Raw genomic sequence first — 17,670 nt, forward strand, 5'->3', positions numbered from 1 at the left:
CCACAGTGGGCAGACGTCAGCTGAGCAGAGCCTCGACTTCGCGGTAGCGCTCGGGGGAGACCGTCTTCAGTCCAGCCGCCGCGGCCAGCGGGACGGTGCCGAGATCGGTGCCGCGCAGCGCGACCATGACCCCGGACTCGCCCGCGTGCACCGCGTCCGCCGCGCGCAGGCCGAATCGCGTGCCCAGTTCGCGGTCGGCTGCAGTCGGCCGTCCGCCGTCCTGGCTCACCGCGACCGCGCGGGCTTCCTTGCCGGTGTGCCGGGAAATCTCCTCGGACAGCCAAGCCGCGACGCCGTTCGGCACCGGGGATCCTTGCGGGAGCGCCCCTTCGGCGATCACGACGATCGGCGCCCGGCCGCGCTCGAACCGGCGCGTCACCCGGGCCAGCACCTGGTCCAGGTCGAACGGGTGCTCCGGGCCGACGATCACGTCCGCGCCGCCCGCGAGCCCGGCGTGCAGGGCGATCCAGCCGGAATCCCGGCCGGAGACCTCGACGACCAGCGCGCGCTCGTGCGATTCGGCCGTGGTGCGGCACCGGTCGAGCGCGTCGGCGGCGATCTGTACCGCGGTGTCGAAGCCGAAGGTCGCATCGGTCGCCATGACGTCATTGCGGACGGTCGCGGGAACGACGACGACCTGGACTCCGTCGGCAGCGAGCTTCGCCGCCCCGGCAACGGCATCCTCCCCGCCGAGCACGACCAGTGCGTCGAGACCGTGCAGCGAATCGCCCGGCTTGACCGGGCCGTGCGAGGCACCGAGAAACGGACGGTCGCGGGTCAGCGTCTCGTCGATGTCCCGCGACCTGATCGGCACGGTGCGGTTCTCCCGTAACCCGGCCCACCCGTCCCGGATGCCGACGATTTCCCAGCCGTACACCTGAATGCCTTTGCGAGCGAAGGCCCGGACCACCGCGTTCGATCCGGGGCAGTCGAGGTCGCCGGCCAGCATGCCGATCCGCATGAGGCGAGAGTGGCACGACTGAATCGATGAAGCAAGCGGGATGCGGAAACGCCCGGCAGGTTCCACCCGGCCGGGCGTTTCCGTTCTCGTCAGTGGTCTTCCCAGGGGATTACCGTCGCGGACCGGGGTCGCTGAAGCTGGGACGGCCGGTCTCGTTGTGCCCGGCGAACCGGCGCAGGTAGCCCGGCGCGGCGGGGTCGGTCAGCGAGATGTCGAACCAGCCGAACGCGGACGCCGTTTCGCACGGCACCCGCCGGGTTTCGCCAGGGCCGAGCACGATCGTCCGGGCGGCACCGCGGCTGTAGTCGTTGCGCAGCTTGAGTTTCCGGCGCTGACGGCCCGGGTTCGTGACGGTCAGTGTCAGCAGCGGGGCGCCGTAGTTGTTGGTGGACACCGAAACCTCGGGTTCAGTGGTGTCCGCCGTGGTGCCGGTGAACTGGGCGAGGTAGCCGTTCGCGCCGGTCACGCGAAGGTCGTAGTTGCCGTGCTCGTCGGTGCCCGGCGCACCTTCCCAGATGTCGCTGACGGTGTCGTGCGCGGCGACCGTGTAGCGGCGGGGCGAATCGCCGTGCGCGTAAACGTAGAAGTACGCGCCCGCGGTGCCGTTGTTGGTGAACCGCACCGAAATCGAGTGCCCGTCGCGCTTCCCGGCGAGTTCGGAAGTGAACCGGTACGGCAGCGCCCGCGCGGGGCGGACGCCCGCCTCCTGCGTCGGCATCGTCTGCGGCAGCTTCACCGAGAACGGCTGGTTCTTGCTCGGCAACGGAGCGGGCTTGGGCGTCACGACCGGTTTGGTCTGCGGGCGGGAGAAGTCGAACGCCGAGGTGAGGTCGCCGCAGACAGAACGGCGCCACGCGCTGATGTTCGGCTCCGCCACGCCGAAGCGCGCTTCGAGGAAGCGCAGCACCGAGGTGTGGTCGAAGGTTTCCGAGCAGACCCAGCCGCCGCGCGACCACGGCGACACGACGAGCATCGGCACGCGGGAACCGAGTCCCGCCGGGTGCTTGCCGGTCAGCGGGACGCCGGCCGGTCCGCCGCCGGTGCCCTTCGGGAGCTTGTCGAAGTCGAGCGTCTCGTCGGGGAGGCTCGCCGCGAGCGACCGGGAGACGAGCCCGTCCGTGCCGGGCCGGTTGACCAGCGGCGGCATCGGCGGGACGACGTGGTCGAAGAGGCCGTCGTTCTCGTCGTAGTTGATGAAGAAGACGGTCTTGCTCCACACCTCGGGGTTGGAGACGAGCGCGTCGAGGACGAGGTTCAGGTAGTACGCGCCGTCGCTGGCGGACGCGGCGGCGTGCTCGCTGTACTGGTACGGCGGGACGATCCAGGTGACCTGCGGCAAGGCGCCCGCCTGCACGTCGGCACGGAACTCCTTGAGCGTGTGCGTCGAAACGCCCTGCTCGACCAGCGGCCCGGACGCGCCTTCCTGCCGGTGGTACTTCGCGAAGAACTCGAGCGAGTTGTCCGTGTAGTTGTCCGTCGGCTCGCCGGGAATGCCGCTGCCGCCCTGGTAAAGCTTCCAGCTCACGCCGGCCTGCTGCAGGCGCTCGGGGTAGGTCGTCCAGCTGTAGCCGTTGGTGTCCGGCCGTTCCCAGAGCCCGGGCCCGTTCTGCTTGCTGCCGAGGCGGTTCTGCGTGTCGATCGTGCCGGACCACAGCAGGATCCGGTTCGGCGCGGTGTCCGCGGGGACGGAGCAGTGGTAGGCGTCGCAGATGGTGAACGCTTCGGCGAGCGCGTAGTGATACGGCAGCTCGGACCGCTGCTGGTAGGTCATGGTGAACACGTCCTGCTTCTCGTTCACCCAGCCGTCGTAACGCCCGCCGTTCCAGAGCGGTTCGCCACTGCCCCAGCCGTGGTGCGTGCCGGCGATGTGCTCGCTGGTGCGCAGCGCGTCGAGCGGGAACGGCAGCACGTACTCGGCGTCATTCGGCAGCCCGCGCCCGTTGTAGCCGGAAGTGCGCACCTTCGCCGGCGGCTGGTAGAACACCGGCCGCCCGTTGGGCAGCAGGTGCGGCCGGGGATCGCCGTAGCCGCGCACGCCGCGCATGGTGCCGAAGTAGTGGTCGAAGGACCGGTTCTCCTGCATGAGGACGACGACGTGCTCAACGTCCTCGATAGTGCCCGACCGGCGGGCCGGTTCGACCGCGAGAGCCTTCCCGATAGACCCGGGCAGCAGCCCGCCGGCCGCCGCGCCGGCCAGCGAAGCCCCCGCCATGCCGAGAAAATTCCGGCGACTCGTACCCGCCATGGTTCGTTCCTCCACGTGTTCGCGGCGAGACAGCGGTCACCCGGATTTACCGGCCGCCGCCCGCCCGGGAGAGAGCATGAACGAGCTTGGTGTCCCGGATCTGGCGCGCGGGTGAATACTTCCGGAGGGGAACTGGGGGCAGACTTGAAGCAAGTCTGGAAGAAGGTTCTGCCGGTGCGAGAGCCGTCGGCGGGCGCATCTTTGGTGAGCTGGGTTGCCTGGCCGCGCGAGCGGATCGCGGAAGAACGCGTCCTTCGAGCCGTTGCGCAATTTCGCCGGGCGTGGGCAATTGCTCCGGAGTCGAAGGTTTTCCTTGCCGGACAACGGCATGAGCTACGTTGAAATGATGGGTTCCCTGGTTCTCGACGAACTTGACCGCCAGTTGGTCCATGCGCTGCAGATCGACGGCAGGGCTTCGTTCAGTCAGGTCGCCAAGGTCCTCGGCACGTCGGATCAGACGGTCGCCCGCCGATATCGCCGACTCCGCTCGGCGCGGGCGATGCGGGTGCTCGGCCTGCCGAACGTCAGGCGGTTCGGCCACGTCGAACGGCTGCTTCGCGTGCGATGCACACCGGATGCGGCGGGTGCGGTCGCGGCGGCGCTCGCACGCCGGGACGACACGTCGTGGGTCAGCCTCACCGCCGGAGGCGCGGAGATCGTCTGCATGACGCACGCACTTCCCCGCGGGGAAGGGGAAGCGTTGCTGCTCCGGAAGCTTCCCCGCACCCCGCGCGTCGTGGGCATCAGCGCGCATCATTTGCTCCATACGTTTTCCGGCGGCCCGACAGGCTGGCCTGGGAAATCCGCCGCGCTCGCTCCGGAACAGGTCGCGCACTTGCGCGCCCCCGGTCCGGACGGGTCCGGACCGGGGGCGGCGCTCGCCCTCTCGGACAACGACCTGCGGCTGCTGGGAGCGCTTGCACTCGACGGTCGCGCGGCGTACCTGGAGCTGGCCGCGGCGACGGGCTGGTCGGAGTCCACGACCAAGCGCAGGCTGGAATTCCTCCGCCGCTCGGGCGCGTTGTTCTTCGACGTCGAGATCGACGCTGCTCTCCTCGGGTTCGAGATCGAGGCGATGCTGTGGATGTCAGTCCCGCCCTCGGACCTGGAAGAGACGGCCACCAGCCTGACTCAGCACCGAGAGGTGGCCTTCGCCGCGGCGATCACCGGGCCGGCGAATCTGGTGGCTTTCGTGGCGTGCGAGAACACCGAGGCCTTCTACACGTACCTGACCGAGGGCATCGCCTCGTTGCGTGCCGTTACCCGCCTCGAAACCGCGCCCGTGATCCACTCCGTGAAGCGAGCGGGAGCGCTGCTTGACGCTCAACAGTTCTCGAAGGCGTACCGGGGACAGGACCTGGGCACGGACTAGCGGCGCCCGTGGCGGAATCGTTCACGGTCAGCACCTCCGATGTCGGATTCCGGGCGGCTCGTGCCTGCTGAGCCCCTCCGCCGCGACCCGGTGAGACCTTGATCGGGATTCGCTTCCGAGGAGGGACTCGCATGCGCACGTGGGGGCCGTTGATCGCGATCTGTCTTGGCACTTTCCTGCTCCTGACGGACGTCACGATCGTCACCGTCGCTTTGCCCGCCATCGCGAAGGACCTGCACAGCGGGATGGCCGACCTCGAATGGGCAGTCGACATCTACGCGCTCGCACTGGCAGCGCTTCTGCTAGGGGTCGGTTCGTCGGCTGATCGGTTCGGGTGCCGGAAGATCTACGCGACGGGACTGGCGACTTTCGCCGGGGCGTCGCTGGCCTGTGCGCTTTCGCCGGACATTGCCGCATTGATCGTCGCCCGCGGAGTACAAGGCGTCGGCGCGGCAGCGATGCTCGGGACGACGATTGCCTTGCTGGGCACCTGTGTTGAAGACAGCGAACGCGGGCTGGCGTTCGGGGTGTGGGGAGCCACGAGCGCGTCCGCAGTGGCGGTCGGGCCGATTGCGGGCGGGTTGCTCACCGAGCACGGTGACTGGCGGTGGATCTTCCTGATCAACCTCCCGATCAGCGTGGTCGCGGCGGTCTTCGTGATCCGATACGTCAAGGAAACGCCGAAAAAGCGGACCGGACGCCTGGATGTGCTGGGAGTGCTCGCCTTCACCGTCGCCGCGGGCGCGGCCACCTGGTTGCTGATCAGGGTGCATGGCAACAGTTGGACGTCGGCCACGACGCTCATCCTCGGCGCGGTGGCTGTCGGCGCGTTCGTCGTCTTCGTCGTTGTCGAACGGCTGCATCCGGATCCGATGCTTGACCTGAGCCTGTTCCGCAGTCCGGCGTTCAGCGGGATCGCAGTGGCCGGCTTCTTCATGCAAGCCGCTGCCTTCGCGTACCTGCTCTTCACTTCCCTCTGGCTGCAGTCGGTGCTGAAACTCGGCCCTGTCGACGCTGGACTGGTCTTCCTCCCGCTGAGTCTCGCCGCATTCCTCACGGCGATCCTTGCCGGCAGATTCGGTCAGCGTTCGCCGTACCTGTTCATCGGGGCAGGCCTGCCGCTCATCGGGGCCGGTGCCCTGGCGCAGACCTTCCTGACCGCGCGATCGACCGCGTCGGCTGTGCTTCCGGGGATGATCGTCGTGGGCATCGGCGTCGGACTCGCGACACCGACGATGTCGGCCGCGGCGTTGAGCGCCGCGCCCGCGGATCGCGGCGGGATGGCAGGCGCGGCGGTGAACACATTCCGGCAGTTGGGCTATGCGGTGGGCATCGCGCTCTTCGGCGTGGTGTTCGACGCCCGCGTCCGGTCCGCTGTCGACCGTCACGGCCTTGCCGACGCTGACACCGTCGCGGCTGCACTGGGCAGCGGGCAGGCACAGCCCTTGATCGCCCGCGCTCCTTCGCTTGAGGGCGTGGTCCGGGAAGCGTTCGCCGCTGGTCTCGACGCGACCTGCTTGGTCGCCGCGATCGCCGGCTTCATCGGCGGTGCGTCGGTCCTGGGTCTTGCGCTGGTGCGGGCGTCCGCCGATCCGAAGCGACCGCGGCGAGTTCCTCCATGTCCGTGACAGCAACGCTCAAGTCCGGCAGGGAGAGCATGTCCCGCTTGGCTTGTGCCGCGCGCCGGCCGACCTCGCGATCGGCGAGAAGGCTCGCGCATGCCTCGGCGAGCACGTCGGCGTCGACGTCGAACCTGACGCGACCCAGCCCCAGTTCCTCGACTCGTCTTCCGTTCAAGGGCTGCTCGGCCATCCGGGGGTGCACCACCATGGGCACGCCAGCGCGGATGGCCTCTCGGACGCTGCTGTAGCCGCCATGCGTCAGGAAGAGGTCCGCGACCTCCAGCAGGAGCGGCTGCGGCACGTGGTCGGCGAGCCGCACGTGATCGGGTACGGCGACTCCGTCCGTCGGCACGCCTGAAGTTGACACGACCGCGTAGCAGTCCAGTTCGGACACGGCGCCGATGACCGCTGCGAGACCGGCCCGCGGGTCGAGCCACGCCGAAATTTCGTCCCGCCGTTCGGCCACCATCGGCAAGGCGGTGCCAATGGCGGCCAGGACCAGGGGGCGGTCGGTGCCGAGGTCTGCCAGCCACGCGGGCAATCGCTCGCCCGGGGAGGTCAGCACCGGCTGCTGGTAGGCCCTGGCCGCGGGCAGCCCAGTCGCCGCGAACGAGAAAGAAGGCGGCATGTAGTCGATCCGGCCGTGCCGGTACAACCCGCCCGTCGTCCGATCGATACCGAGCGCTTGATGGTGCACGGCCAACGGGTCCGTCGCGGTGGCGAGATCGAGCACATTCGAAACGCCGCCCGGCACCGGGAGGTGCGCGATCTCCAGCGCCTCCGCTACCAGGTACCCGGAGAACTCGAAGTCGTCTCGCAGCACGAGGTCCGGCTGGAATTCTTGGGCGACAGGAAGCAATTCTGCGGCACCGTCGGCCCAGAGCGGAGATTGCACGGACGCCGAGACGCGCGCGGACGCGTACGCAGCGGTGCATTCTTCGGGAGCGAGTGGAGGCAATGCGTTGCCTTTGGCGGCGATTCGTTCGGTGACGAACCGTTGAAGACTGGGGAACACGGGTGCGATCTCGACGTTTTCGCCCGCGAGACAGGCGCTCAGTTCCGGCGGAACAGCAACCAGAACCCGGTTTCCCGCGGAACGGAGGCCGCGGATCAACGGGAGCAGGGATCGGACGTGCGACGGCGATCCGGTGACTGTGCACAACACGCGCACTGGAGGTCTCCTTCATTCGGTCAGCATTTGCCGTGACCGTAAGTTCCGGAGTGCAACCGGACTCGCGACAAGCCGCAGATCGCCGGCTTTCGACACCAGACGTCAGCCGCCTGACGAAAATCCACCACCCGCTCGCACTTTGCGGGCACTGTCCGTCGGGGACGGCACGACGCTCTCCGAGCAGAGTGCCGACCCGCTCGGTCTTTCACTGCTCGACTCGATGGCCAGCCGGAGCCTTCGGGCAAGCGGGCCGCAGCGGGAGAATGCAGAAGAGGTACGGAAGGCTGTCCGCAAGTTCGGCAGCCGAAACTAGGCGGACAAATGGCCGAGGAAGGGCGCACAAGGATGTACGAAGTGACCACGTTGCGAGCCGATCTGACCGTCTTGTTCGAGGCGGCCGGGCTGACCGACGTCGAGGTCGACGCGGCGGTCGCGGACGAGCGCGTCCGCTCCGCCGCCTACCGTCGCGTCATCTCAGCGAGCGGCAGGGCGGATCCTCGCGAGCTGGCGGCGGTGTTGGTGCGAGATCCGGAACCGCTGACAGCCAAGACGGCGGTAGTGGATCTGGTCGACCACGTCGCGGGGGAGACCGCCGATCCGGCGGAGTTTCGGCGTCGGGCGGCGGAAATCGTCGAGGAGGCGGACCGGCTTGTGCCGGTGAAGGACCGCGAGTTCGTCCGGCAGCGGGTGCGGGATTGGGAATTGTGGTTGGAGACCGAAAACGGCCGAGTCCCGGACGTCGCCGGCCTTGCCTCGTCGAGCGACTGGATGCAGCGGCGGCTGGCCGATTTCTCCGCTTCCCCGCAGTTGCTGGCATTGCTGGCCGAGCACGGCCGCACCAGGAAGATCCGGAACACCGCGGCGAACCGTGCCAGCTCCCAGTAACCCCGCAACTCAGTTTCGGTTACGCCGAGGGACCGGCTTCGGCTTCCTCGACCAGTTCGACTAGCTCCGCGATGTGCTGCCGAGCGCCCTCATGGCCCGGATACCACTCTTCGACCGCGGCCGGCAGCCTCTCCCGGATCACCTTCATGATCTCGGCGCCCTGCTCCGCGCTGTAGCTGCTCAGGGCGATGAACGCGTAGCCCCGGGCCACGAACTCGCGCAGATCCGCGGCCAGGGCCTGATCCTCGACCTCGTCGGCGATGAACCCGAGAACCTGCACGAGCAGGCCGCGGGAAGGGTTCCAGTCGAGGAATCCCAGGTCGCGCTTGCCGCGAGGATCGATGATGACCACAGCGGACACGGGTCACCTCAAGAGCTTCCGGATGTGCCGAGGGATCGCATCGACCGAGGCGCACGTCTACGCTCAGAAGCGGCAGGGTTGCTTCCCCGAAAATCACGAACGGCCTGTCGATGAAGATCATCGACAGGCCGGGTGACCAGAACAACCACACTGTGGGCGATACTGGGATCGAACCAGTGACCTCTTCGGTGTGAACGAAGCGCTCTCCCCCTGAGCTAATCGCCCGTTGTGCAACGCACCAGTCCGGGGGTGGACTGGTGCGCGATACTGGGATTGAACCAGTGACCTCTTCCGTGTCAGGGAAGCGCTCTCCCGCTGAGCTAATCGCGCTTGCTGCTGTGCAACGTGTCGTAAACATTAGCGGACGCCTCGGCGACGCCGCACGGGGGTCCCGGTTTCGCCGACACCGCTGGTCACTGTCCTGCGTGGACAGTCATGCGCACGCCTTCGGCCAGCCGGTACGGGCGGGTGTCGACGATGGCGCCCAGCAGGCGGCGCAGGCGCGACACTTCGGCGCGGACGGTGACGAGGTGTTCGGCGTCTCCGTAGAGGGCGTGGCTCAGCGCGACCGCGGACAGGCCGTCGCGGCCGGCTTTCTCCAGGCGGACCAGGATCTCCGCGTGTCGTTTCGTGATCGGGCGGCGCCAGCCGGTGTCGCCTGCTTGGAGGCTGAGCAGGGGAGCGGGCGTGAGGTCCAGGTCGAGGCGGACGGTGCGGGCGGTATCGGCGGGGCGGACGAGCCAGCCGTCGGCGATGGGTTCGGGGAGGCAGGCTCCGAGGCCGGGGACGGCGACTACCTGGCCGGGTTTGGGGGCGGCGATGCGTTCGCCCGCGGAGACGCCGACGCTGTGCGCGACCCAGCCGTCCTCGTCCACGACCAGGGCGGGGCCGGAGGACAGGACAGGTTCAGCCATTTGGCGCAGTCGTTCGAGGCGCTGGCGGTGCGTGCGCCACAGTTCGGATTCGGCCAGCCGCTTGCCGGTTTCGACTAGGGCGCCGATCGCGGGATGCAGGGTCAAGGCGGGGCCGCTGATGTCGATGACGCCTAGCAGTTCGCCGGTGCGCGGGTCGTGGATGGGCGAGGCGGTGCAGTACCACGGGTGCTGGTTCTGCTCGAAGTGTTCGCCGGCGAGCAGCTCGATGGGCGCGGCTTCGGCGAGGGCGGTGCCGATCGCGTTGGTGCCGACGCGGGATTCGGTCCACTCGGAGCCTTCGGTGAAACCCAGGGTGTCCGCTTTGCGCCGGACGGCGGACGAGCCCTCGCGCCACAGGATGATGCCGTCGGCGTCGGTGACCACCAGGAGCATGTGCGCCGAATCGGAGGTCGCGCCGACGACCTGGCGGAGGTCTTCGATGACGTGCCGCAGCGGCGAGTCGTGCCTGCGGCGTTCGACCTCGTCGCCGGGCACCGAATCGCGGGCGTTCATCCCGTCGGCGGTGAGGCCGAGGCTCAGCACGCGGGACCAGGAGCGCGAGACGAGCGGGCGCGGCGGCACGGCGGGGCGGCTGCCGCCGATGACGGCTTCGTGCATGCGGACGAGGTCGCGGGCGTGGGTGGGCAGGTTGCGGCCCGGAGGCACCGCACTGTGCACCACCACAGTCACCTCCCGCACCGTCGCGTTAGCCGCCCAGCATAGGTGACCTGCGCCGATGTTTCCATGCACCGGGCGCGTGCAACTCGCTGCAACCCTTGCCGCGCCCGTCGTCCGGAGAGTGTGATCGGCGCTACACCACGACAGCGACGTCCGAGGAGTAGCGATGACACAGACAGTCGACCGGATCGCGGAGGCGAGTACGCCGCAGGCCCGGGTCGAGGACTGGCTGGCCCGGTTCGAGGCCGCGCTGACCGCCCGCGACGTCGAGGCCGCCGCGGCGTTGTTCGCCGTCGATTCCTACTGGCGCGACTTGGTTTCGTTCACCTGGAACCTCAAGACCGTCGAGGGCCGGGACGGGGTCGCGGGCTTGCTCGGCGGCTGTCTGGAAGCGACGGACCCGAGCGGATTCCGCACCTCCGAACCGGCGGCTGAAAGCGACGGCGTCACCGAGGCGTGGATCGAGTTCGAGACCGCCGCCGGACGCGCGAAAGGGCATCTGCGGCTGAAGGAGGAGGGCGCGTGGACGCTGCTCACCAGCCTGCGCGAGCTGAAAGGATTCGAGGAGTCCCAGCGGGAACGGCGGCCCAAGGGCGTCGAGCACGGCGTGGTGCGCGGCCGCCGGTCGTGGGCGGAGAAGCGGGCCGAGGAGCGGGAGACGCTCGGCTACGGCCAGCAGCCCTACGTGGTCGTGATCGGCGGCGGGCAGGGCGGGATCGCGCTCGGCGCCCGGCTGCGCCAGCTCGGCGTGCCCTCGCTGGTGGTGGAGCGCAACGACCGGCCCGGCGATTCGTGGCGCAAGCGGTACAAGAACCTCTGCCTGCACGACCCGGTCTGGTACGACCACCTGCCCTACCTGCCGTTCCCGGAGAACTGGCCGGTGTTCGCGCCGAAGGACAAGATCGCGGACTGGCTGGAGATGTACACGGGCCTGATGGAGGTGCCGTACTGGACGCGCTCGGCGGTCACTTCCGCGGTCTGGGATGACGACGCGAAGCAGTGGCACGTCACGGTGGACCGCGACGGCGAAGAAGTGGTTCTCACGCCGAAGCACGTGGTGTTCGCGACTGGCATGTCCGGCAAGCCGAATCTGCCGTCGTTCCCCGGAATGGACGAGTTCGAGGGCGACCAGCACCATTCGTCGCAGCACCCCGGACCGGACGCGTACGCGGGCAAGAAGGCGGTCGTCGTCGGCTCGAACAACTCGGCGCACGACATCTGCGCGGCGCTGTGGGAGCACGGCGCGGACGTGACCATGGTGCAGCGCTCGTCCACGCACATCGTGAAGTCGGATTCGCTGATGGACCTCGGCCTCGGCGACCTGTACTCGGAGCGCGCGCTGGCCGCGGGCGTCACCACCGAGAAGGCCGACCTGATCTTCGCGTCGATCCCGTACCGGATCATGCCGGAGTTCCAGATCCCGGTGTACCAAGCGATCCACGAGCGCGACGCGGACTTCTACGCCCGGCTCGAGGCGGCGGGCTTCAAACACGACTGGGGCGACGACGGTTCCGGCCTGTTCATGAAGTACCTGCGCCGCGGCTCGGGCTACTACATCGACGTCGGCGCTTCGGAACTCGTCGCCGACGGCAGCATCAAGCTCGCGCACGGCCAGGTCGACCACCTGACCGCGAATTCGGTGGTGCTGTCGGACGGCGCCGAGCTGGAAGCCGACGTGGTCGTCTACGCGACCGGCTACGGCTCGATGAACGGCTGGGTCGCCGACCTGGTCGGGCAGGAAACCGCAGACCGGGTCGGCAAATGCTGGGGCCTCGGCTCGGAAACGACCAAGGACCCGGGTCCGTGGGAGGGCGAGCAGCGCAACATGTGGAAGCCCACCCAGCAGGAGGGATTGTGGTTCCACGGCGGGAATCTGCACCAGTCGCGGCATTACTCGCTGTATCTGGCGCTGCAGCTGAAGGCGCGGTTCGAAGGTCTTGAGACGCCGGTGTACGGGCTGCAGGACGTGCATCACCTGTCTTGACGCGGTGCGGGAAACCCGGTGGCCGCCTCGAGTGCGGTCACCGGGTTTTTTCTTGCAGGCCAACCAGGACGATGCGCATTCCCTCGGCGAACTCGGTTTCCGGATCGCTCGCCGCGGCGGCCTGCGCGATTTCCAGGAGCCCGGCGAACTGGTCTTGATGCAGTTCCGCGATCCGGTCGGCGGTCTCGGCGGCGTCCGCGTCGCGCGACAGCGGACCGGCCAGTTCGGCCTGGGCGGAGCCGGTCACGAAGGCGGAAACCGTGCGGAACGCGACCAGCAGTCCGGCCCCGGACCGTCCGCTGCGGGCCAGCGCCCGCACCAGGGCTTCGGCCGGTCGGAGCGTCGTCAGGTCGAAGCTGCGGCGGGTCAGGATCAGCGGGATGGCGTGCGGATGCGCCCGCACCGCCCGCCACATTCCCTCGGCGACCGCGTGCACGTCGGCGCGCCAGTCGTCGGACGGATCCGGCCAGGTCGCCTCTGCCATCACCGCTTCCGTGACGAGCTGCTCCAGCCCGTCCCGGCCGTCGACGTAGTTGTAGATCGTCATCGGCCCGGTGCCCAGTTCGGTCGCGAGGCTGCGCATCGTCAGGCCGTCCAGGCCGGCGGCGTCGACCAGGGCGAGCGCGGCGGCCTGCAGCCGTGCTCGCGTGAACTTCCGCGGTGCGGGCATGATTCTCCTTGATTAAGTACAAGGTACGTGTTTAACTGGGTTCACGTACAACGTACTTGAAGGGAGGGTCATGCGCACCAGCTTCCGTTCCGGCCGCGACCAGTGCGCGGCCTGGCTGACGGTCCCGGACGGACCGGGGCCGCATCCGGCGGTCGTGCTCGTGCACGGCGGCGGCGCGACGCACGAGATGATGCTCGGCCAGTACGAAACCTGGTTCTCCGCGGCGGGTTTCGCCGTGCTGGCGTTCGATTTCCGGCACCTCGGCGAGTCCGGCGGCGAACCCCGGCAGCTGGTCAGCCAGCGCCGGTATGCCGAGGACGTCGACGCGGCGCTGGCGTTCGCCCGCACGCGGCCGGACATCGACGCCGGCCGGATCGCGTTGTGGGGCACGTCGTTCGGCTCCAGCCACGTGCTCGCCGCCGCGACGCGGCATCCGTCGGTGGCCGCGGCGGTCGTGCAGTGCCCGGTGTTCAGCGGCCGGGCTGTCGTGGCGCGGGCCGGGCTGCGACACCTCGCGCGGTTCACCGTGCCGATCGTCTCCGACCTGCTGCGGTCTGCGCTGCGCTTGCCGCGCCGGTACGTTCCGCTGGTCGGCAGTCCCGGCGAGCTGGCGTTCGTGAATCAGCCCGGCGCGCTGGAAGGCTGGGAATCGGTCACGCCGGACGGCTGCCGGTTCGACAACCGGATCACCGCCGCGTCCGGGTTGGACATGGTGTTCTACCACGCCGCCGCGCAGGCCTCGCGCGTCCGATGTCCGTTGCTGATCTGTGCTTGCGACCGCGAGAACCTCATCGATCCGTCGATCGCCGCCCGCGTGGCCGACGACGCGCCGCGCGCGGTCCTGAAGCATTACGACGCGGATCACTTCACGGTTTACCATCCGCCTGTGGTCGAAAAGGTCGTCGCGGATCAGCTCGACTTCCTTGCCGTCCACCTGACCCAGTGAGGACGAGCGATGACGCGTATTCACGACCTGCTCCGCACCGCCTCCGCGGACGCCGTCGGCTGGACCGCCGGTTCGCGTGACCTCCGGTTCGCCGAGATGGACGCGTGGTCGGCCCGGATCGCCGCCGACTTCCTGCGGCGCGGCGTGCGGCGCGGCGACCGGATCGCGGTCAACGGGCGCACGACGCCGGAATGGCTGGCGGTGTACTTCGCCGCCGCGAAAATCGGTGCGGCGGTGGTCGGGCTGAGTCCGCGATACCGGGAAACCGAATTCGCGCACATCCTCACCGATTCCGGCGCGCGGCTCGTGGTGACCGAACCGTCGGCGGGTGACGTCGATTTCCTTACCCTGCTGGAAAAGCTTGACCTGCCGGCCGTTTCCGTCGTGACGTTCGCCGAACTGGGTTCAGCGGAGCCTGATGAAGCGCTGGCCGCGGCGTCGGCGGCGGTCGAAGACGACGACCCGGTGATGATCATCTACACCTCCGGCACCACCGGCCGTCCCAAAGGCGCGACGCTGACCCATCGCGGCCAGCTGGCGTCCGCCGCCGCTGAGGCCGACCACCTCCAGCTGAGCCCCGCCGATGTGCTGCCGGTGGCCGTCCCGCTGAATCACGTCAGCGGCATCACCTGCTGCGTCCTGTCCGCTTTGGTCGCGGGCAGCCGGACGGTGCTGCTGCCGTCCTTCGACGCCGGTGCCGCCGCCGACCTGTTCCGGACCGCTGGCCTGACGATGTGGGTCGGCGTCCCGACAATGCACACGCTGCTGCTGAACCACGAACGTTTCGCCAGCGTCGACACGTCCGCGATTCGCGTCGTGGTCACCGGCGGCGCGAACGCGGAACCGGCTCTGCTGCAACGCCTTACGGCCGCGTTCCCGAAGGCGACCGTGATGAATCTGTACGGGCTGAGCGAGGTTTCCGGCGCGGTCGTGATGACGCCGTGGGGTGCCAGCACGGAAGCGACCGAACGCTCCATCGGCGTTCCGTTCCCGAGCGTGGAAGCAAGAATCGCCTCCCCGTCCGGAGAAGCGCTGCCCGTTGGCGAAACTGGCGAGTTATTGTTCCGGACCCCGTCGATCATGGCTGGCTACCACAACCTGCCAACGGAAACCGCGGCGGCGGTCGACGCGGACGGCTGGCTGCACACCGGCGACATGGCTCGCGCGGACGAGGAGGGTTACCTGACGCTGCACGGCCGCGCCAAGGACATGTTCGTCCAAGGCGGATTCAACATCTACCCGATCGAGGTGGAGAACGTCCTCGCCGAGCACCCCGGCGTGCTGATGGCGGCCGGAGTCGGCGTTCCCGACCCGGTGCTGGGGGAGATTGGCCGGTATTACGTTGTCCCAGCACAAGATTCGACGGTCACCGAGGCGGAGCTGAAGGAGTTCTGCGCGGGAAAGGTGGCCGACTACAAGGTCCCGCGCCAGATCGTGCTCCGGCCCGCTCTGCCGCTGACGCCGTCCGGAAAGGTGCAAAAAGCTGCTCTGCGCTCGGAAAACTAGGCGTTGGCCGTGACCGCTTCCTGGATTACTCGCGCGGCGTCGGCGAATGCGCCGGGGTTCGGTCCGGCGTAGTTGAGGCGGATGAAGCGTCCGGTGGGTTCGGCGGGGAACCATTCGTCGCCGGGGCCGATGATGACGCCGGCGGTTTCGCAGTCGCGGACGACGTGTGTCAGGTCGACCGTTGCGGGCAGCCGGGCCCAGAGGTTGAGTCCGCCCTGTGGCACGGATTCCACGTGCACCGCGGGCGCGTGGTCGCGGAGCCCGGTGAGCAGCAGATCCCGGCGGGTCTTGAGCTGATGCCGGACGCGACGCAGGTGGGTGCGCCACGCGGGCTGGGTCACGACGTCGAGCGCGACGGTCTGCAGCACCGTGCTGACGTACATCGACTCCGCCAGCGTGTCGACGAGAATCCGGTCGCGCGCCGGGCCGCGGGCGATCAGTGCGGCGACGCGGATCGCGGGGGAGACGCTCTTGGTGAGGGAACGGAGGTAGACCACGTGGCCGTCGTCGTCGCGTCCGGCGAGCAGTTGCGGTTCCGCGGTGATGCCGAAATCGTGCGCGGAATCGTCCTCGATCAGGAACGCGCCGTGCTGGCGGACGGTGTCGAGGACACGGCTGGCCAGGTCGGGAGGCCACAGCGCGCCGGTCGGGCTGGCGAAACTGGGCTGCGCGTAAAAAGCCCGCGCGCCGGTCTGCTCGAACGTCCTGGCCAACTCGTCGGGATCCGGTCCGTTCGGGCCGCTCGGCACCGGCACCACCGCGACTCCCGCTTTCTTCGCCGCGAGGATCGCGCCCCAGTACGTCGGCGATTCCAGCAGCAGCGGCTGTCCCGGCCCGACCAGCGCGCGGAACGCGGTGACCAGGCCGCTCTGGCTGCCCGGGGTGATCACGACGTCCCGAGGCGTGACCGGCGCGATCCCGGCCAACGTCGCCGCGCGGAGTTCCGCGGCGAACCAGGCCTGCAGTTCGGGAACGCCCGCGGTCGGCGGCCGTCCGACCAGCGCGGCCGTGCGGGCGGCCCGGGAGAACGCACTCCGGACGAGACGTTCCGGCAGCAGCTCGGGGTCGGGATAGCCGGAGTGAAGCGCTACTGAGTTTGTGGAAGCTGGTTGCAGTGACGCGGGCTGTTTGAGCAGCCCGTGCCCTGGGCTTCCGAGCGCGGCGGTCTGCCAGCTGTAGTCGCCGGACCCGGTGGTCGGCGCGGCACGGACGAACGTGCCGACGCCCGGCAGACTCTCCACCAGTCCTTGGGAAGACAGGCTGCGCAGTGCTTTCTGGACAGTCACTGGACTGGCCGAATACCGCGCGACCAGCTCCCGCGACGACGGCAGCTTCGCTCCGGCCGGCGCGGTGCTGATCCACTCGCGCAGTGTCGAAGCGATCCGTGAGCTGCTATCGTCGGACATGAAACTGAAGGATAGCGCTACTCTCCCGGCGGCACCGGCGCTACCCCGGGCCGGTCTCTGGTGGGGTCTGCTCGGTGTCGTGGCGTTCTCGTTCACGATGCCGTTCACCCGGCTCGCCGTGGAAAACGGCGGCCTCTCGGCGATGTTCATCGGCTCCGCCCGGGCAGTGGTCGCCGCGGTGCTCGCGACCGTCGCGCTGATCGTCACCAAACAACGTCTCCCACGCGGCACCCAATGGTTCCGCCTCGCCGTCGTCGCGGGTGGCGTGGTGATCGGCTTCCCGCTGCTGACCTCCTACGCCCTCACCACCGCCTCCGCCAGCCACGGCGCGGTCGTCATCGCGCTACTCCCCGCCGCGACGGCCGTAGTAGCGGTCCTCCGCACGCGCGAACGCCCACCCGCGACGTTCTGGGCCCTGGCCGCGGTGGGTGCCGTCGCCGCGATCGGTTTCGCCGTCCTGCAAGGCGGTGGCCTCAGCGGAGTGCAGTGGTCGGACGCGCTCTTCTTCGGTGCCGTACTGGCCGCCGCAGTCGGCTACGCAGAAGGCGGTCTGCTCGCGCGGGAATTGGGCGCGTGGCAAACCGTTTCGTGGGCTCTCGTGGTCGCTTCGCCATTGATGGTCGGGTTGACCGTCGTGTCAATGGCGAGCCACCCTCCACATGCGACAGTGGGCGAGTGGGCCGCCTTCGCGTATTTGGCGGTGGTGAGCATGTATCTGGGTTTCTTCGCGTGGTACCGGGGACTGGGGCTGGGGCCGATGACTCAGGTCAGCCAGGTGCAGTTGGTGCAGCCGGTGCTGAATCTGTTGTGGGCAGCGGTATTCCTGGGCGAAGAGCTGACCTGGCAGACCATCCTGGGCGGCGTCGCGGTGGTGGTGTGCGCGGGGAGCGCGGTGCGGGTCCGGACTGCTCGGCCTCCGGTGCAGGCGGCAGTCGAGGGCGCGAAGTGA

The 17,670-nt window shown here is 68.9% G+C and carries 14 protein-coding genes and 2 tRNA genes; 7 read left to right on the forward strand and 9 right to left on the reverse strand.

The window, feature by feature from the left end:
* Positions 1 to 16 precede the first annotated feature (16 nt).
* Complete coding sequence (locus ACFORO_RS36025; protein ID WP_377871868.1) at positions 17 to 961, reverse strand: ATP-dependent 6-phosphofructokinase; 945 nt, start codon at positions 959 to 961, stop codon at positions 17 to 19.
* 109 nt (positions 962 to 1,070) lie between these two features.
* On the reverse strand, positions 1,071 to 3,206 hold the full coding sequence (locus ACFORO_RS36030) for a phosphocholine-specific phospholipase C (protein ID WP_377871866.1): 2,136 nt from the start codon (positions 3,204 to 3,206) through the stop codon (positions 1,071 to 1,073).
* 328 nt (positions 3,207 to 3,534) lie between these two features.
* On the opposite strand from ACFORO_RS36030, the gene ACFORO_RS36035 reads away from it, so the two are divergent.
* Positions 3,535 to 4,578 (forward strand): Lrp/AsnC family transcriptional regulator, encoded by a 1,044-nt coding sequence (locus ACFORO_RS36035; protein ID WP_377871865.1) that lies wholly within the window; start codon positions 3,535 to 3,537, stop codon positions 4,576 to 4,578.
* Positions 4,579 to 4,709: 131 nt separating this feature from the next.
* The gene (locus ACFORO_RS36040; protein WP_377871864.1) at positions 4,710 to 6,206 is read left to right on the forward strand and encodes an MFS transporter; all 1,497 of its coding nucleotides are present in this window, start codon (positions 4,710 to 4,712) and stop codon (positions 6,204 to 6,206) included.
* Here ACFORO_RS36040 and ACFORO_RS36045 read toward each other — a convergent pair.
* Positions 6,118 to 7,371, reverse strand: a complete 1,254-nt coding sequence (locus ACFORO_RS36045; protein ID WP_377871863.1) for a glycosyltransferase — start codon at positions 7,369 to 7,371, stop codon at positions 6,118 to 6,120. The two genes, ACFORO_RS36040 and ACFORO_RS36045, sit on opposite strands and share 89 nt — an antisense overlap.
* Before the next feature lie 345 nt (positions 7,372 to 7,716).
* Here ACFORO_RS36045 and ACFORO_RS36050 point away from each other — a divergent pair, with 345 nt between their 5' ends.
* A complete protein-coding gene (locus ACFORO_RS36050) occupies positions 7,717 to 8,256 on the forward strand; it encodes a hypothetical protein (protein WP_377871861.1) in 540 nt (179 codons plus the stop codon).
* A 19-nt stretch (positions 8,257 to 8,275) separates the two neighbouring features.
* Here the strand turns inward: ACFORO_RS36050 and ACFORO_RS36055 are convergent, their stop codons facing one another.
* The 4 genes from ACFORO_RS36055 to ACFORO_RS36070 form a co-directional block, all read right to left on the reverse strand.
* On the reverse strand, positions 8,276 to 8,617 hold the full coding sequence (locus ACFORO_RS36055) for a hypothetical protein (RefSeq protein ID WP_377871860.1): 342 nt from the start codon (positions 8,615 to 8,617) through the stop codon (positions 8,276 to 8,278).
* 153 nt (positions 8,618 to 8,770) lie between these two features.
* Positions 8,771 to 8,842, reverse strand: a tRNA-Val gene (locus ACFORO_RS36060).
* A gap of 30 nt (positions 8,843 to 8,872) precedes the next feature.
* A tRNA-Val gene (locus tag ACFORO_RS36065) sits at positions 8,873 to 8,947 on the reverse strand.
* Between the two features lie 83 nt (positions 8,948 to 9,030).
* The gene (locus ACFORO_RS36070) at positions 9,031 to 10,221 is read right to left on the reverse strand and encodes a transcriptional regulator (protein ID WP_377871859.1); all 1,191 of its coding nucleotides are present in this window, start codon (positions 10,219 to 10,221) and stop codon (positions 9,031 to 9,033) included.
* A gap of 154 nt (positions 10,222 to 10,375) precedes the next feature.
* Here ACFORO_RS36070 and ACFORO_RS36075 point away from each other — a divergent pair, with 154 nt between their 5' ends.
* Positions 10,376 to 12,193, forward strand: a complete 1,818-nt coding sequence (locus tag ACFORO_RS36075) for an NAD(P)/FAD-dependent oxidoreductase (protein ID WP_377871858.1) — start codon at positions 10,376 to 10,378, stop codon at positions 12,191 to 12,193.
* 37 nt (positions 12,194 to 12,230) lie between these two features.
* Here ACFORO_RS36075 and ACFORO_RS36080 read toward each other — a convergent pair whose 3' ends face one another.
* Positions 12,231 to 12,863 carry a TetR/AcrR family transcriptional regulator C-terminal domain-containing protein gene (locus ACFORO_RS36080; protein ID WP_377871857.1) on the reverse strand — a complete coding sequence of 211 codons (633 nt, stop codon included), beginning with the start codon at positions 12,861 to 12,863 and terminating at the stop codon, positions 12,231 to 12,233.
* A gap of 70 nt (positions 12,864 to 12,933) precedes the next feature.
* On the opposite strand from ACFORO_RS36080, the gene ACFORO_RS36085 reads away from it, so the two are divergent.
* Together ACFORO_RS36085 and ACFORO_RS36090 are read left to right on the forward strand one after the other, a co-directional pair.
* Complete coding sequence (locus ACFORO_RS36085; RefSeq protein WP_377871856.1) at positions 12,934 to 13,809, forward strand: alpha/beta hydrolase; 876 nt, start codon at positions 12,934 to 12,936, stop codon at positions 13,807 to 13,809.
* A 9-nt stretch (positions 13,810 to 13,818) separates the two neighbouring features.
* Positions 13,819 to 15,315 (forward strand): class I adenylate-forming enzyme family protein, encoded by a 1,497-nt coding sequence (locus tag ACFORO_RS36090; protein WP_377871855.1) that lies wholly within the window; start codon positions 13,819 to 13,821, stop codon positions 15,313 to 15,315.
* Here ACFORO_RS36090 and ACFORO_RS36095 read toward each other — a convergent pair.
* Positions 15,312 to 16,721 carry an aminotransferase-like domain-containing protein gene (locus ACFORO_RS36095; RefSeq protein ID WP_377871854.1) on the reverse strand — a complete coding sequence of 470 codons (1,410 nt, stop codon included), beginning with the start codon at positions 16,719 to 16,721 and terminating at the stop codon, positions 15,312 to 15,314. The genes ACFORO_RS36090 and ACFORO_RS36095 overlap by 4 nt on opposite strands.
* Here ACFORO_RS36095 and ACFORO_RS36100 point away from each other — a divergent pair.
* Entirely contained in the window at positions 16,720 to 17,670 is a 951-nt protein-coding gene (locus ACFORO_RS36100; RefSeq protein WP_377871852.1) for a DMT family transporter, read from the forward strand. The two genes, ACFORO_RS36095 and ACFORO_RS36100, sit on opposite strands and share 2 nt — an antisense overlap.

The sequence above is a fragment of the Amycolatopsis halotolerans genome (genome assembly GCF_042647905.1).
Classification (GTDB): Bacteria; Actinomycetota; Actinomycetes; order Mycobacteriales; family Pseudonocardiaceae; genus Amycolatopsis; species Amycolatopsis halotolerans.

Excerpts from the sequence above, each read along its gene's own strand:
- ACFORO_RS36085 (WP_377871856.1), top strand. The coding sequence starts at position 12,934 with ATGCGCACCAGCTTCCGTTCCGGCCGCGACCAGTGCGCGGCCTGGCTG.
- ACFORO_RS36095 (WP_377871854.1), bottom strand. The coding sequence starts at position 16,721 with ATGTCCGACGATAGCAGCTCACGGATCGCTTCGACACTGCGCGAGTGG.
- ACFORO_RS36035 (WP_377871865.1), top strand. The coding sequence starts at position 3,535 with ATGAGCTACGTTGAAATGATGGGTTCCCTGGTTCTCGACGAACTTGAC.
- ACFORO_RS36040 (WP_377871864.1), top strand. The coding sequence starts at position 4,710 with ATGCGCACGTGGGGGCCGTTGATCGCGATCTGTCTTGGCACTTTCCTG.
- ACFORO_RS36100 (WP_377871852.1), top strand. The coding sequence starts at position 16,720 with ATGAAACTGAAGGATAGCGCTACTCTCCCGGCGGCACCGGCGCTACCC.
- ACFORO_RS36025 (WP_377871868.1), bottom strand. The coding sequence starts at position 961 with ATGCGGATCGGCATGCTGGCCGGCGACCTCGACTGCCCCGGATCGAAC.
- ACFORO_RS36075 (WP_377871858.1), top strand. The coding sequence starts at position 10,376 with ATGACACAGACAGTCGACCGGATCGCGGAGGCGAGTACGCCGCAGGCC.
- ACFORO_RS36030 (WP_377871866.1), bottom strand. The coding sequence starts at position 3,206 with ATGGCGGGTACGAGTCGCCGGAATTTTCTCGGCATGGCGGGGGCTTCG.
- ACFORO_RS36050 (WP_377871861.1), top strand. The coding sequence starts at position 7,717 with ATGTACGAAGTGACCACGTTGCGAGCCGATCTGACCGTCTTGTTCGAG.
- ACFORO_RS36090 (WP_377871855.1), top strand. The coding sequence starts at position 13,819 with ATGACGCGTATTCACGACCTGCTCCGCACCGCCTCCGCGGACGCCGTC.
- ACFORO_RS36080 (WP_377871857.1), bottom strand. The coding sequence starts at position 12,863 with ATGCCCGCACCGCGGAAGTTCACGCGAGCACGGCTGCAGGCCGCCGCG.